The organism is Paenibacillus tyrphae (assembly GCF_027925525.1).
Classification (GTDB): domain Bacteria; phylum Bacillota; class Bacilli; order Paenibacillales; family NBRC-103111; genus Paenibacillus_G; species Paenibacillus_G tyrfis_B.
The window spans coordinates 38,316-50,874 of sequence record NZ_BSDJ01000015.1 but is presented as its reverse complement, the minus strand read 5'-3'; the positions used below and the strand labels follow the sequence as shown (position 1 = coordinate 50,874).

Here is a 12,559-nt window from a genome sequence, read left to right as displayed (position 1 = left end):
CAGCGCTATGTTGGATGACCCGTTGGATTGAAGAATCGGAAATATTCTGGTTTGATTGCAAAAGGAGCTGCCGCGGCATGCTCCTTTTGCGTTTTTAGCCATTATGAAGTAAAACTGAATGTGGGTTCCATTTAGTGGAGAATGATTAATCACCTAATTGGGGGAACAAAATGTCCAATGCTGTTTCTTTAATCAGAGATGATATTCTGAGCTCTATTTCTGATATCTTCGGGATCAAAATCTACGATTACTTGCCAATCGAGCAAGGTTACTTAAATCTAAAATGGAAAATCGAAACGGATGCAGGAAGTTTATTTGTAAAGCAATACAATAAGACACGTTATCCTGAAAGTTTCGTTGATGGTCTAGAGACCTCTTTGAACCATCAATCTAATTTGCAGAAGCAAGGTATTCCAACTCCCAAGCTGTTTTCCAATAAAGGAAGACATGTGCTGAGGACACCTTGCCAAGAACGGTTCGTGCTAATGAGCCTATGTGAAGGCAATGTTATACCACCAGGGTCGGCAAATGAAGATCAAGCGTATACCCTTGGGAGAGTCATAGGCAGGATGCATCAGATTTTAAATTCGAACAGTAATCCATATCCCTTACATTGGGATATTCGAAGCAAAGAAGAGATGCTTGAGACATGGTATAAAAGATGGAATCATGCCAATATGATGAAATGCGATAAGACGATCAGTTCGTTGGAAATACAAAAGAAGATCATTGATGAAACGGATTAGATATTTTTTCGAATTGTGAACGGGGCTGGGGGCACTGGGATTTGTTTGTAGATAATCTTTTATTCACGCACGATTCAATATCTGCCATTCTTGATTTTGATAGAATGCACGTTGTTTATCCTGAATTCGATATATCACGACCGATACTGTCCTGTACGTTGGATAATTCGACTATCCATATAGTTAAAGTGAGTGCATTCGTAAAGGGTTACCGTGAATATCAGCCACTAACTACGGAGAAGTTGGTTAGATCCATAAAGTTAACGTGGTGGAAAGAAGCCGAATGGGTTACGGTTGAAGGGAAAAATGATTCAAGTCCGCTAAAGAGATTTCAAGAAGAAAATATTTGGCTCGGGAAAAATTGGAATAACCTGTCCGACATTTTTTCTAACGTCTAGGTTCCGCCGATAAATTTGTATTGGAGTCACATTTTTATAGTCTGCCGTGCCCCGTCAGGGGCATGGGGGCGAACGGGCAGGATAGTTTAAGATCATTCGCGGTGAACCGTATCACAAGTGATGGTAAACACCATCAGACAAGGAATAGTACTCGATAGTAGCTTTATTAGCAGATTAAGGTAATAGTGATAGCATAGGGAGTTTACTTTTTTGGGGAAGGGTCGCAAACTGTAACTCGTAACACACACTTTACAAACTTGACCACACTTAGAAGGCTTATTCCACTTGTTGAAAATGGAGTGAGCTTTTTGGTATGCAGAAAACTACCTAGGAGGATGAAGAACAATGTCAAAATGTGTATCGGCAGTAGAGGAAAAGGTGGGTTTACTTGCCCAGGCGCAAGTGGAATATATTTCTCCACCTCCTCGTCGTGCGCTCCGGCCTGCGTGAAGAACGTCATCAGGTAGTCGTTATCGTACAGTATGGCGACTTTGTACGTTTGGAGCCCATCACCTACATCGAGTATTTCTACGTACTCGGGGTGACTTCCAAGCAGTCCTCCGTTTTCATGGTCTAACCCCACGTTGCCAAGATCTCGAATGTTGTCACCTGCTTCAAGAACTACGATGTAGCCCCAACCTGAAGGAGAAGTTCCACTGGAAGTGTCACAGCAAGTCGTAAGACGACAAGGTCTTGCTGTGTCTTGATGATTCTCATTCATCTGTCCCTCCTAAAAATGAAAATAACCCCTCGAAAAAGGGGTCATGGTTATGATATATGTATAACCATTACGAACACCGTTCTTGACGAACGGTGTTCGTAATGGTATAACTGAAATGTGCTTATTAGAGCTCAATAAGCATGCTCTGAAATTTATACAGAAAGAAGTGAGAATAATAGATATGGGGCCAGCAAATAAAACAGCAAGTATGCAGTCAGAATTTTCATTGAAAAAAATATTACCGGTGCTGCTTGCAGTGACTTCGGGAATGTTCCTCGTAATCTTGGACAGTACGATTATGAACGTGGCAGTACCGAAATTGGTAAGCGCCTTTGATACCAATCTCAGCACCATTCAATGGGTCATTACGGCCTATACTTTGTCATTATCAGCTATTATTCCGCTCGCAGGTTGGTTCTCGGACCGTTTCTCGTCAAAACGGATGTTTATGACGAGCATCGTGCTATTTGTGCTTGCTTCTGTCTTGTGCGCCCTGGCGCAAACGCCTGAGCAACTGATCATCTTCCGTATCCTTCAAGGACTCGGAGGGGGCATGGTTGCCCCGATTGGGATTGCAACGGTGTTCACCGTTTCGCCTCCCGACAAACGTGGTTCAGTCATGGGGATTCTCGGGATTCCGATGCTACTCGCACCGATTCTCGGTCCTGTTCTGTCTGGTTGGCTTATTGAGTTTATAAATTGGCACTGGATCTTTTTCATCAATGTGCCGGTTGGGTTTATCGCGTTACTAATGGCATGGAGATACCTCCCTACAGCGAAGCCGAAGCACAACAGCAAGCTCGATGTAGTCGGCGCAATCTTAGCTCCGATTTCCTTCGCCTCACTGGTCTTCGCGGTTCACCAAGCTGGTGAGAAGGGCTGGTCGAATGCATGGACGCTTGGTTCACTCATATTCGGTATCGTCATGCTTACAATTTTTATCTGGCATGAATTGCAGCAGAAATATCCTCTGCTGGAGCTTAGGGTGTTCCGCTCTCCGGCATTCGTACATGGAATTCTCGTCGCGTGGCTAAATCAGATTGCGTTGTTCGGCAGCATTCTGTTGTTCCCTCTTTATTTGCAGCAGGTTAAGGGCCTTTCGCCGCTTGAGGCTGGACTGTATGTCATTCCACAGGCAATCTTGTCAACGGTGGGAATCAACCTCGGTGGCAAATTGTTTGACCGTTACGGAGTTCGGCCGGTTGCCATTATGGGCATTCTGTCTCTATCTTGCTCATTGCTCGCATTGACACAAGTTACTGCTAATACCAGTCCGTTGTACATTATGTGTAGCTTTGCCTTTGCAGGACTAGGCCAAGGATTGACGATGATGCAGATCAATACTCATGTGCTCAAATCGGCTCCGAAGGAATTAGTCAGTCGCGTGACACCGATAACAACTTCAGCCCAGCAAATCATGTCATCCTTCGGAGTGACGATTACGATGGCTTTTCTAGCTGAAAAGATTAGAGAACTACCTTCCCAACATACTCTCAATCAGTTGGGGTATGCTTTCGGTTCCACGTTCTGGATCACTCTGGGGTTTGCGATTGCGGCATTAGTACTCAGTTTATTTTTTGCAAAACGTATAGAAAATAAGACTGCCTCACCTCAATCGAAATAGCGTTAGCTTATCAGCAGAGAGAATTTGTATTCTGCGGCCTTGGACGAAAAGAACGGAGTTCGCAATAAAGATATTTCACTTTGATAAACGACAAATATGCTGAGGAGATGCTTACAATGACAACAACTACTAAAGATCAAAAACGTATCGCTATTATCGGAGGAGGCCCCGGCGGACTAACGCTTGCGCTCATTCTTCAACATCATGGCATTCCGTCCGTCATTTATGAGCGGGAGCTGGAAGACAAGAGTCATGAACGCGGAGGTTCCCTTGACATTCATGAGGAATCCGGTCAACAGGCGCTGAAGGAAGCCGGACTTTATGAGGCTTTTCAAAAAGTAGCTCGTTATGAAGGGGAGGACTTTCGCCTATTCGATAAGACTGGAAAATGTTTTATGGATGAAGTAGCTGATGAGAATGCTCCAGGAGGGCGGCCAGAGATCGACCGTGGCGTACTTTGCGATTTACTCTTAAGCAAGTTGGACCCAGCGATCATCCGCTATGGGTATAAGCTAGACAAGGCCGTTTCACTATCCAATGGCATGACAGAGCTTCATTTCGAGAACGGGTTCGTCGATACCGCGCATCTTGTAGTTGGAGCGGACGGTGCCTTCTCCCGTATTCGTCGGCTGCTTTCGGATACGGATGTCAGTTATTCGGGACTAACCATGTTAGAGCTTAATGTTGAGGACGCTGCTAAACGCTATCCTGATTTGGCTGCATTCAACCGTCGTGGCAAAGTGTTTGCATTGGACGATCACAAAGGCATTTTGGGGCAGTTGAATGGTGATGGGCGCATTAAGGTCTATGCGAGCCTGTGGGTGGATCGGAAGTGGCTCGAAACAAGCGGTATTAGGTCTGAAAATCCTCAGGAAGCGAAAGCAAAACTACTGGAGATCTTCCAAGATTGGGATGAGTCGCTCAAAAATTATATCCGCTACGCGGCTGATGCTGTTCTTCCAAGACGGATTTACATGTTACCGGTTGGATTCAAGTGGAAAAGGAACTCCGGTGTTACGCTGATCGGTGACGCGGCCCACGTCATGTCTCCGTTCGCTGGCGAAGGCGTTAATATGGCGATGCAGGACGCAATGGAGCTTGCACTTGCAATCGTTCGGAATGAAGATCAAGCAAAAGCGATCGAGGATTATGAGGAGAAGATGTACGCCTATTCTTCGGAGATGGCTCGTGAGTCAAACGATAATCTCGTCCTGTGCTTCTCGGATGATGCTGCCCGGAAGCTTAACGAGCTTATGAATTCGTACCATGAGCAGCATAACGAAGCGTAGTCGTGCCCGAAGGGCGAATTTACTATTCGCTTCCGGTATGATATAAGAAAAGTATGATGAAACCTAAACGTAAAATTGTAAGTCGCCGGGCTCGTCCGGCCAAAGAACCGCTCAGTCATGAGTTGATTGTAAAGACCGCCTATGAGTTGCTGAAAGAAGAAGGCACCTCAGGCATGAGCATGCGGAAGGTGGCCAAAGCACTGGACACCGGACCCTCCTCGCTCTATGTTTACGTAAAGAACTTGCAGGAGTTGAGCTCCTATGTGCTGGATTATGGACTTGGGGAGCTCGTGCTGCCAGAGCTAACGGAAGGGAATTGGAAGGAACAGCTATTCCGGGCTTTGGATGCGTATGTGATGTTGCTAATCGAGCAGCCTGGACTTGCGGAGCTGTCACTTCAGGCAATTCCGGTAGGGACCCATGCATTCCGGTTGAATGAATACCTACTTACGGTCCTGCACAAGGGTGGTATTACGTCCACTTCCGCTGCTTGGGGAATGGATCTATTATTGCTGTATGTTTCCTCAGTCGCTTTCGAGAAGGCCGCTAGGTCCAGGCATGGAGAGGAACAGATGAATGCCATCCAACGTTCTTACCAAGCTTCAGATCCGGTTCGTTTCCCGCTCATTCACAGTCTGAAAGAGGAGTTGTTTTCCGGAGACACCGTTTCGAAGGAACGGTTCTATTGGGGGATTGAAGTGATCTTGAACGGTATTGTGCAAGCTAACGGTTTGCAGCGGAGCTAGATCAGTTGTTGGACGGTAACGGCTTACTGGTTTCCCTTCAAGAGCGAATTTTTGAACAAAGCGAGAACAAAGAAAGGGCCATCCCAACGAAGGATGGCCCTTAAAACTTGCCGTTACAGACAGCGCGGTGGGCCGAAACCACTCCAGACCCTAGGTGTACGTTTCAAAGGAGCCATGATAAAAAGCGCTCCCTTTGGTTTGTCGTAAATCCTCAATCTTCTTCTTTAGCCTCGATTGCCGCGTAGGCCATTATCTCTCCACAGGGGAGAATTTTAGTTTATCGTCTTGTGTTTTCCTTGTTCTCTGTCCCTGCACAGTGGCTAGAACTACGCCGCAAATGATTAGAACAGAACCTGCCGCTTGCGTTAAGGAAATCGGGGTGCCAAGCGTGATATAACCTAAAATCATGGCGACAAACGGTTGTAAATTCAGAAACAGGGAGGCTTTGGCCGCCCCTACCTTGCGGATCTGCGCATTCCAGATAACTGCGCATAAGCCCTGAATGAGCAGAGCCGATCCAAGCAAGAGAACCCACCACCAGAAATGAGGCTCCACCTGTACGTGAGGCTCGCTCCAGACCGCCACCGGGTATACCGAAATGCAGCCCAGCACGGTGGTATACACCGTTGCGACAAATGCATCCATACGTTCCGTCAGCTTTTTCATGAGGATCATAGATCCCGACAATGCCAGCATACAGATAAACATGATCCAGACGCCTTCGGTAATGGCTGTGCCCATGCTTCCACCGGGTCCAACCACGAAGAAGACACCGGCGAGGGCGACAATCGAGCCTGCAGCCATGCGTTTCGTTAACGGCTCTTTCAAAAATAAGCGGGCAAACAGCGCCGTAAAAATTGGAGCTAACGATAAGATGAGCGAAGCCGTCGTTGCATCCGTTGTCCGGAGTCCCGTAAAGAAAGAAACTTGGTGAAGCAGCATCCCAATCAGAACGAAGGGTACCAAATAAACGGAGTCGCGGAACGTAATCTTCGTCATGCCACGGGTTGCAACCAAATAAATAAGCAGGAACGCCGATGAAACCATAAGCCGGTATGCCGACAGATGCAAGGCGGGAAATGCTTGCAGCAGCAGCGAACTTAAGACGAAATTGCTCCCGTAAAGGGTTGCGCAAAACAAGAGAGGCAAATAAGTTCGCAAGCAGATGCGCCTTCTTTCACAGAGATAATGGAGCGGATTTAAATGTGTTTGATTGCGATAAGCTCTATTTCAATCTTGGCGTCTCTTGGAAGTCTAGACACTTCTACGGTTGTTCTAGCAGGGTGATGATTGCTGAAATATTGGCTGTACACTTCGTTCATCTGCTGAAATTGCTCTAAATCCGTCATGAAAACGGATGTTTTCACAACGTCTACTAAAGATAATCCAGCTTCAGCTAAAACGGCTTGCAGGTTCTTTAATATTTGATGGGTTTGGTCAACGATGCCTTCTTTCAGATTTCCTTCGGCATCAATCGGAAGCATGCCTGACGTATAGACGGCATTTCCTAAAGTGATGGCTTGCGAATAAGGGCCGATAGCTGCGGGTGCTTTTGTTGTTGTAATAGCGGTATGGCTCATCGTATTAAATTTCTCTCCGTCTTTTATAAATTGGTGAAAAAAAAGGCCCGAGGCAACAATGCCGCGGGCCTCTAATTAGGCAAGCGATATAATCCTAAAGTCCGCTCGTACAGCGGAAGCTTTATTTCGCCGGTGCGTACGCTTCATCCAGGAATCCGCGGATGGCTTGAAAAGCCTGAAGTCTGTTTTTCTCCAGAAGGACCATATGCGTCCCTTCACCGATTTCAACCCAGCGGCGATAGGCAGCTCCTGTCAGGGAAGTGAAGAAATTCTGAGCCAATTCAAGAGGGACATCGATATCCCACTCGGCATGGACAAGAATCTTATTGAGATTTGCGACAACTCATTATCTTATGAAGGTGCACTGATTTTAGCTACGATTATAGAAGTACTACCCATGGTTAGTGATGAGGAGATTAATGATATATCTGAACTTATTGAGGACTACCAAAAAAAGCTTAAATATGGTCTGCCGTTTCGAAAAGCTATAACAATTTATGAACTTGGATTTTCAGATAGGGTAATTGCACAACAGTTAACTGAGTTGCTGGGTGTAGGACGAAGTAGTAAACGCGTTACGATAAGACAGCTGAAGAACAATGAAGAGACTGTAACAAAACTGTTGGCTGATTATCCAACATATTTTCAAGTTGTCCTTCAACAATATCTAACCTAGAGTTAGTTGCACTTGAAGTATTCAATCTACCAATTCTATTTAGTCGAACAACCGGTGTTTAAAAATAGCATAGTAGCGCATCTATAGGGGAATCCGAAGAAGGGCTTTCGGGCGGTTTTCTTTTTCAATTGACATTTGGCACATGGATAAATAATAAGTGAGTTTTGAAAGTAACTTTAATGTAAAATACAAGGTACAAACTTTAATGTTATTGTGTGTTGCATGCACTTCTCTGGGACACCAATTATAATGCAGCTTACAAATGAGGTCAAAAACCCAAAAATCCTTGCTATTACTGTATTTTTTAGACCAACTTTAATGTCACTGAAAAATAGTTTGTCTGGTGTTCGTTGACATTAGAGTCAGGAACTGTAGATTCATAAGAATAAAATTTTTGAGACCACATTTGAAAGTCCTGGTGACTATCCAAAAGTCACCGGGACTATTTTTTTGCCGAAGGCATCTGCTCCTTGTGTTGACTGATAATAAAGTTGTTAAAAAAAACAGCTATCGTCGTTAAGCTATACGAACGGGCAGGATAGCGTCTATTTTGGTTTTGGTTATAATGTTTAATAGGGGCCATTTAATTGCTTCGATTCATCTGGAGTTACCAATGACCTGTGTCGAAATATTCGAAAAGGGGCAAGTTGTGTGCAAAAAACTGAAAAAATTTACAACACTGCAGTAGAGGCAACTTTAGAGGTGATTGGTGGGAAATGGAAACCCGTTATTCTCTTTCATCTGACATTTGGTAAGAAACGTAATAATGAATTTAAGAGCTTGATTCCCGCAATTACTCAAAAGATGTTAACGCAGCACCTTCGGGAGCTTGAAGAAGAGGGCGTCATCTTACGTATTTCCTATAATCAGGTACCACCGAGAGTTGAGTATGAGTTGACAGACTACGGCTGGAGTCTAAAGGAACTCCTACATCTGATGTGCCGTTGGGGGGATTCGCATATAGAGAGAAAGTACGAGGGAAAGGCTACCGTTCTTAATCCAATGCTTACAGACGTAAATAACAGTTAAGAAACCGACCCAATATACAAGGTCGGCTTTCTTATTTTATACGGTAGTTTACGGGATGACTTTACGCTTGCGGAAATCGTCGAAGATGTTCATAAACATTGCTTCGGTATCGACGAATTCGTGAAAGCCTAAACGACGAGCCTTAGTTCCGTCGGCAAAAAAATCGTAATCCCATGCAAACACGAAATCGCCGAATTGCCAAGAGGATACATCTTTATAGGAATTCCGAGCAAGCCCATGCCTCTCAACCATTTTGTTCCAAAGCTGCTCCTTGTCTGCCATGACAACGTCCAGAGACATCTGCAACGGAGGCGCTGTTTCCATGCCAAAGTATCGAGCGATCTTCGGCCATAACTCATTCCAACGAAACAGATCGCCGTTCGTAATATTGAATGCCTGATTCGCACAGTGCTCGTCAGTCGCCGCCCATACTGTTGCCTTTGCGAGAAGCCCCGCGTCTGTCATCTCCAACAGGCTGTTGTAAGCTCCCGGCTTACCTGGAAACCGCAAAGGGATTCCAAGTTCCTTCGAAATTGAAGCGTAAATCGCTATGACCATTGCGAGGTTCATCGGATTTCCAAGCGAGAAGCCGCAGACTACAGAAGGACGGAGTGCCGACCAAGTCCAAGCCTTACCTTTTTGCCGTTGTTCTAAGAAATCTTGCTGATCAATATTGAACTCAGGAGGCATGTGGTTGGCGTCTGTCTCACGAGCAGGAGTTTTGAACGGGCCGAGATGTGCGCCGTATACCTTGTATCCCTGCATCAGACTGACATGTTTCAAGCCCGACGCGATTGGTTCGATCACTTCTATGATGTTCATTAACATGGCGAGATTCGGTGGAACAAGTTCAGCCCAAGTTGGACGGTCTTGGTAAGCAGCATAAAAAATGTGTGTTACCTCAGTTAAATCGCTTAACTTCTCGCGAAGCTCGTCTATATTGAGTAGGTCCGCAGCCACATATCGAACATGGTTAGATTCTCCACCGCGACGCGATACGCCGATCACGTCCCAATCAGGGAGAGTGATGAGGTGATCGATGAGGTTGCGACCTATAACACCATTTGCACCTACTACCAAGGCGACTTTGCGTGTTGTTGTAGATTCAATATTCATAGTGTTTCAGCTCCTTCTGTACTATTCTTTGTACAACATTATTTTGCATCAACTAACCATACATAGGAAGTACGCACTTTAAAGTGACATAAGCACTTTAAAGTAATCGAGATATATTCAGACGAAAAGAAGTAAGAGGGCTCTCTGGTTATCGTTCACTATGGCAACCGCCGTGTTGCTGCAGAAGAAGTTGTCCGGGCCATTGGAGAGCATGGAGGACAAGCTTTGGCTATAGGAGCAAATCTCGAAACCGTTGCCGGGGTAACGGATTTGGTTCAATCTATGAAGGAAACGCTCTTTCGCCTAACTGGCCAGAACCGGATCGATATTCTCGTTAATAATGCCAGTATAGGAACATCCAAAACATTAGAGGAAACTACGGAGGAAGAATTCGACGCGATATTTGCAGTGAATGTAAAAGCACCGTTTTTTCTCGTCCAGCAAACTTTGCAGCTTCTACGTGACGGAGGACGAGTTATCAACATCTCTTCAGGCGTTACACGAATTGCGTATCCCCATATCATGGCGTACAACTTGACGAAAGGTGCCATAAATACGTTTACCCTGCATCTTGCGAAACTATTAGGACCCCGCGATATTACAGTTAATGCCGTACTCCCTGGCATCGTCGATACGGACGTGAATGCGGAATGGCTGCATACGCCGGAAGGCCAACAGCATGCAGCCGAAATGTCTGCCCTTGGCAGGATTGGCGAAGCTTCGGATATTGCGGACATCGTGGCTTTCCTCTCGTCATCGGACGGCCGTTGGATTACCGGACAGATGGTCGATGCTACGGGTGGATCACACTTATAAGTTCAATCAACAGCCCTTCTCGGGAGGGGCTGTTTTTATGTTTAATCATCGTAAAACTTGCCGTTACTTATGGTAAAGTTCCTGATGGTTGAATAATACCACACATCGTTGAACGGGATGTCGCAGCCAATTTTATTAATATGACATAAGGTGACGTATTTGAGGTCTATAATGGGTGGTAGATTAACGAAAGGAGTAATAAATCATGAAACGAAGAATTATTTTAGATTTAGCGGTTACTTTAGATGGTTTTATTGAAGGGAAAAATGGTGAAGTTGATTGGTGCATTATGGACTCTGAGCTGGGGTTTAATAATTTTTTAAATCAAATTGATGCCATTTTTTATGGAAGAAAAAGCTATGATTTATGGGGACAATTTACTCCGGAAATCGAACCTACGGATTTTGAAAAAGAATTTTGGGAATTGGTTCATAGTAAAGAGAAATATGTGTTTTCCAGGACGCAAAAGGGGACTGACAATAAAGCAATATTCATAAATGATAGTATTCTTGAAGAAGTAAATAAATTAAAGAATAAGCCTGGCAAAGACATCTGGCTATATGGTGGAGCAAGTCTTATTACAACTTTTATCAATTTAGGACTTGTTGATGAATTTAGATTATCTGTTCACCCTGTTGTTTTGGGAGAAGGGAAACCGCTGTTTGTGGATATAAAACAGAGGTTGAATTTAAAAATGGTCAATACAAGAACGTTCTCCTCAGGCGTTGTACAACTAATTTATCATTTTGATGGGAACTAATAATAATGCACATTCCAATGATAAAATCGTTAGTTTCATATTAACAGCGGCAAGTCTACCGGTATCCATAGCGTAAATCATTACGTTACGATAGTTTCAAGTAGAAAATGGAAAATTTAAAACTTTTGCATGATAATAGGGTGAGGTAAGAGAATTCTTTATTATAGATATTTCTGAAATAACACTGAATCTGCCGAAGGAATACCTAGCTAAGCAGTCCGATCGATTAAAGCCAAGCAGCCTAGGGCACCGTATCCGTTTTGCATAGCCCAAAATGGATAAGCACAGGTTGCTGTATTGGAGAGGTCGAGAAGTGAAACATTGATCCAGACGGAAACAAGCTGATGATTTGTCGTGAATAGAGAAGATATCAGGCACGATTGAACCAAATCATTCTTCAAGAAAAGGCCATCCTTTGCGGGATGGCCTTTTGGTCAATCCTTGCCGTTACAGACAGCGCGGCGAACTAAGTATCGGCAAGGAACGCTGTCCGTCAATTCCTGCCGCTGAACCGCTCGAGCGCTTCCTCGGTAACCGGTGCGAAGAGGTTGACGAGGTTGCCGTCGGGGTCGCGCAGCAGTGCAGAGCGGTTCCCCCATGGCATCGTGGTCGGTTCCTGTACCCACTCGTCGACAAGCGGCTTCAAGCGCGTGTATTCGGCATCAACGTCGTGGACGCGAAACTCGATGATGACGGTGTGGTTGTCGGCCGCGCGCGCGGTACCAGCGCCGAACAGTTGCACCGTCTGGGAGTGGCCGATCGCCAGGGTACACGATGGCAGAACGAACTCAGCGAAGACAGGCGCGGGGCGCTTCGCCGAAACACCTGTGACTTTCTCATAGAACTCGACGAGTCGATCCAAGTCGTCGGTAATGATGCGTACAGAAGCGAAATTCACGAGACATCATCCTTTCAATAATGGAATTAAACGCTACGATACCGTATCGTATCATAATCACCTGAAAAATACAAGGTGACCGTATGAAAAACAAAAATGGTGCTCGAAGTTGATTCGTTGCCTCACCAGGCGCGGTCGTGGACCCAGCGCCAAGGATGCC

14 protein-coding genes are annotated in these 12,559 nt (G+C 45.2%); 9 read left to right on the top strand and 5 right to left on the bottom strand.

Features of this window, described 5'->3' with window-relative positions; all coding sequences use genetic code 11:
* Positions 1-170: 170 nt before the first annotated feature.
* Positions 171-746 (top strand): phosphotransferase, encoded by a 576-nt coding sequence (locus tag QMG93_RS19020; RefSeq protein ID WP_281939173.1) that lies wholly within the window; start codon positions 171-173, stop codon positions 744-746.
* A gap of 2 nt (positions 747-748) precedes the next feature.
* Positions 749-1,144: a phosphotransferase gene (locus QMG93_RS35405; RefSeq protein WP_413789311.1), complete on the top strand. Its 396-nt coding sequence runs from the start codon at positions 749-751 to the stop codon at positions 1,142-1,144.
* A 202-nt stretch (positions 1,145-1,346) separates the two neighbouring features.
* Here QMG93_RS35405 and QMG93_RS19015 read toward each other — a convergent pair whose 3' ends face one another.
* Positions 1,347-1,865: a hypothetical protein gene (locus tag QMG93_RS19015; protein ID WP_281939171.1), complete on the bottom strand. Its 519-nt coding sequence runs from the start codon at positions 1,863-1,865 to the stop codon at positions 1,347-1,349.
* Between the two features lie 82 nt (positions 1,866-1,947).
* Here QMG93_RS19015 and QMG93_RS19010 point away from each other — a divergent pair, with 82 nt between their 5' ends.
* From QMG93_RS19010 to QMG93_RS19000, 3 genes are all read left to right on the top strand, one after another.
* Positions 1,948-3,489, top strand: coding sequence for an MDR family MFS transporter (locus tag QMG93_RS19010; RefSeq protein ID WP_281939169.1), 1,542 nt, complete (start codon positions 1,948-1,950; stop codon positions 3,487-3,489).
* A 116-nt stretch (positions 3,490-3,605) separates the two neighbouring features.
* Positions 3,606-4,778, top strand: coding sequence for an FAD-dependent oxidoreductase (locus QMG93_RS19005; RefSeq protein WP_281939167.1), 1,173 nt, complete (start codon positions 3,606-3,608; stop codon positions 4,776-4,778).
* A gap of 53 nt (positions 4,779-4,831) precedes the next feature.
* The gene (locus QMG93_RS19000; protein WP_164824320.1) at positions 4,832-5,524 is read left to right on the top strand and encodes a TetR/AcrR family transcriptional regulator; all 693 of its coding nucleotides are present in this window, start codon (positions 4,832-4,834) and stop codon (positions 5,522-5,524) included.
* A gap of 249 nt (positions 5,525-5,773) precedes the next feature.
* Here the strand turns inward: QMG93_RS19000 and QMG93_RS18995 are convergent, their stop codons facing one another.
* Both QMG93_RS18995 and QMG93_RS18990 read right to left on the bottom strand, forming a co-directional pair.
* Positions 5,774-6,685 carry a DMT family transporter gene (locus QMG93_RS18995; protein ID WP_025846770.1) on the bottom strand — a complete coding sequence of 304 codons (912 nt, stop codon included), beginning with the start codon at positions 6,683-6,685 and terminating at the stop codon, positions 5,774-5,776.
* 38 nt (positions 6,686-6,723) lie between these two features.
* A complete protein-coding gene (locus tag QMG93_RS18990; protein ID WP_025846769.1) occupies positions 6,724-7,104 on the bottom strand; it encodes a RidA family protein in 381 nt (126 codons plus the stop codon).
* 166 nt (positions 7,105-7,270) lie between these two features.
* On the opposite strand from QMG93_RS18990, the gene QMG93_RS18985 reads away from it, so the two are divergent.
* Together QMG93_RS18985 and QMG93_RS18980 are read left to right on the top strand one after the other, a co-directional pair.
* On the top strand, positions 7,271-7,780 hold the full coding sequence (locus QMG93_RS18985; RefSeq protein ID WP_281939162.1) for a hypothetical protein: 510 nt from the start codon (positions 7,271-7,273) through the stop codon (positions 7,778-7,780).
* 651 nt (positions 7,781-8,431) lie between these two features.
* The gene (locus QMG93_RS18980; protein ID WP_216795498.1) at positions 8,432-8,809 is read left to right on the top strand and encodes a winged helix-turn-helix transcriptional regulator; all 378 of its coding nucleotides are present in this window, start codon (positions 8,432-8,434) and stop codon (positions 8,807-8,809) included.
* A 48-nt stretch (positions 8,810-8,857) separates the two neighbouring features.
* On the opposite strand, the gene QMG93_RS18975 is transcribed toward QMG93_RS18980, so the two are convergent.
* Positions 8,858-9,925, bottom strand: coding sequence for an SDR family oxidoreductase (locus QMG93_RS18975; protein ID WP_281939158.1), 1,068 nt, complete (start codon positions 9,923-9,925; stop codon positions 8,858-8,860).
* Positions 9,926-10,069: 144 nt separating this feature from the next.
* On the opposite strand from QMG93_RS18975, the gene QMG93_RS18970 reads away from it, so the two are divergent.
* Together QMG93_RS18970 and QMG93_RS18965 are read left to right on the top strand one after the other, a co-directional pair.
* On the top strand, positions 10,070-10,741 hold the full coding sequence (locus QMG93_RS18970; RefSeq protein ID WP_309299679.1) for an SDR family oxidoreductase: 672 nt from the start codon (positions 10,070-10,072) through the stop codon (positions 10,739-10,741).
* 205 nt (positions 10,742-10,946) lie between these two features.
* Positions 10,947-11,501 (top strand): dihydrofolate reductase family protein, encoded by a 555-nt coding sequence (locus tag QMG93_RS18965; protein ID WP_281939156.1) that lies wholly within the window; start codon positions 10,947-10,949, stop codon positions 11,499-11,501.
* A gap of 493 nt (positions 11,502-11,994) precedes the next feature.
* Here the strand turns inward: QMG93_RS18965 and QMG93_RS18960 are convergent, their stop codons facing one another.
* Positions 11,995-12,399, bottom strand: coding sequence for a VOC family protein (locus QMG93_RS18960; protein ID WP_216795505.1), 405 nt, complete (start codon positions 12,397-12,399; stop codon positions 11,995-11,997).
* Positions 12,400-12,559: the final 160 nt, after the last annotated feature.

What these genes read in the sequence shown, in the direction of transcription:
- QMG93_RS19020 (WP_281939173.1), top strand. Translation starts at nt 171, where the DNA reads ATGTCCAATGCTGTTTCTTTAATCAGAGATGATATTCTGAGCTCTATT.
- QMG93_RS19015 (WP_281939171.1), bottom strand. Translation starts at nt 1,865, where the DNA reads ATGAATGAGAATCATCAAGACACAGCAAGACCTTGTCGTCTTACGACT.
- QMG93_RS19005 (WP_281939167.1), top strand. Translation starts at nt 3,606, where the DNA reads ATGACAACAACTACTAAAGATCAAAAACGTATCGCTATTATCGGAGGA.
- QMG93_RS19000 (WP_164824320.1), top strand. Translation starts at nt 4,832, where the DNA reads ATGATGAAACCTAAACGTAAAATTGTAAGTCGCCGGGCTCGTCCGGCC.
- QMG93_RS18990 (WP_025846769.1), bottom strand. Translation starts at nt 7,104, where the DNA reads ATGAGCCATACCGCTATTACAACAACAAAAGCACCCGCAGCTATCGGC.
- QMG93_RS18975 (WP_281939158.1), bottom strand. Translation starts at nt 9,925, where the DNA reads ATGAATATTGAATCTACAACAACACGCAAAGTCGCCTTGGTAGTAGGT.
- QMG93_RS18965 (WP_281939156.1), top strand. Translation starts at nt 10,947, where the DNA reads ATGAAACGAAGAATTATTTTAGATTTAGCGGTTACTTTAGATGGTTTT.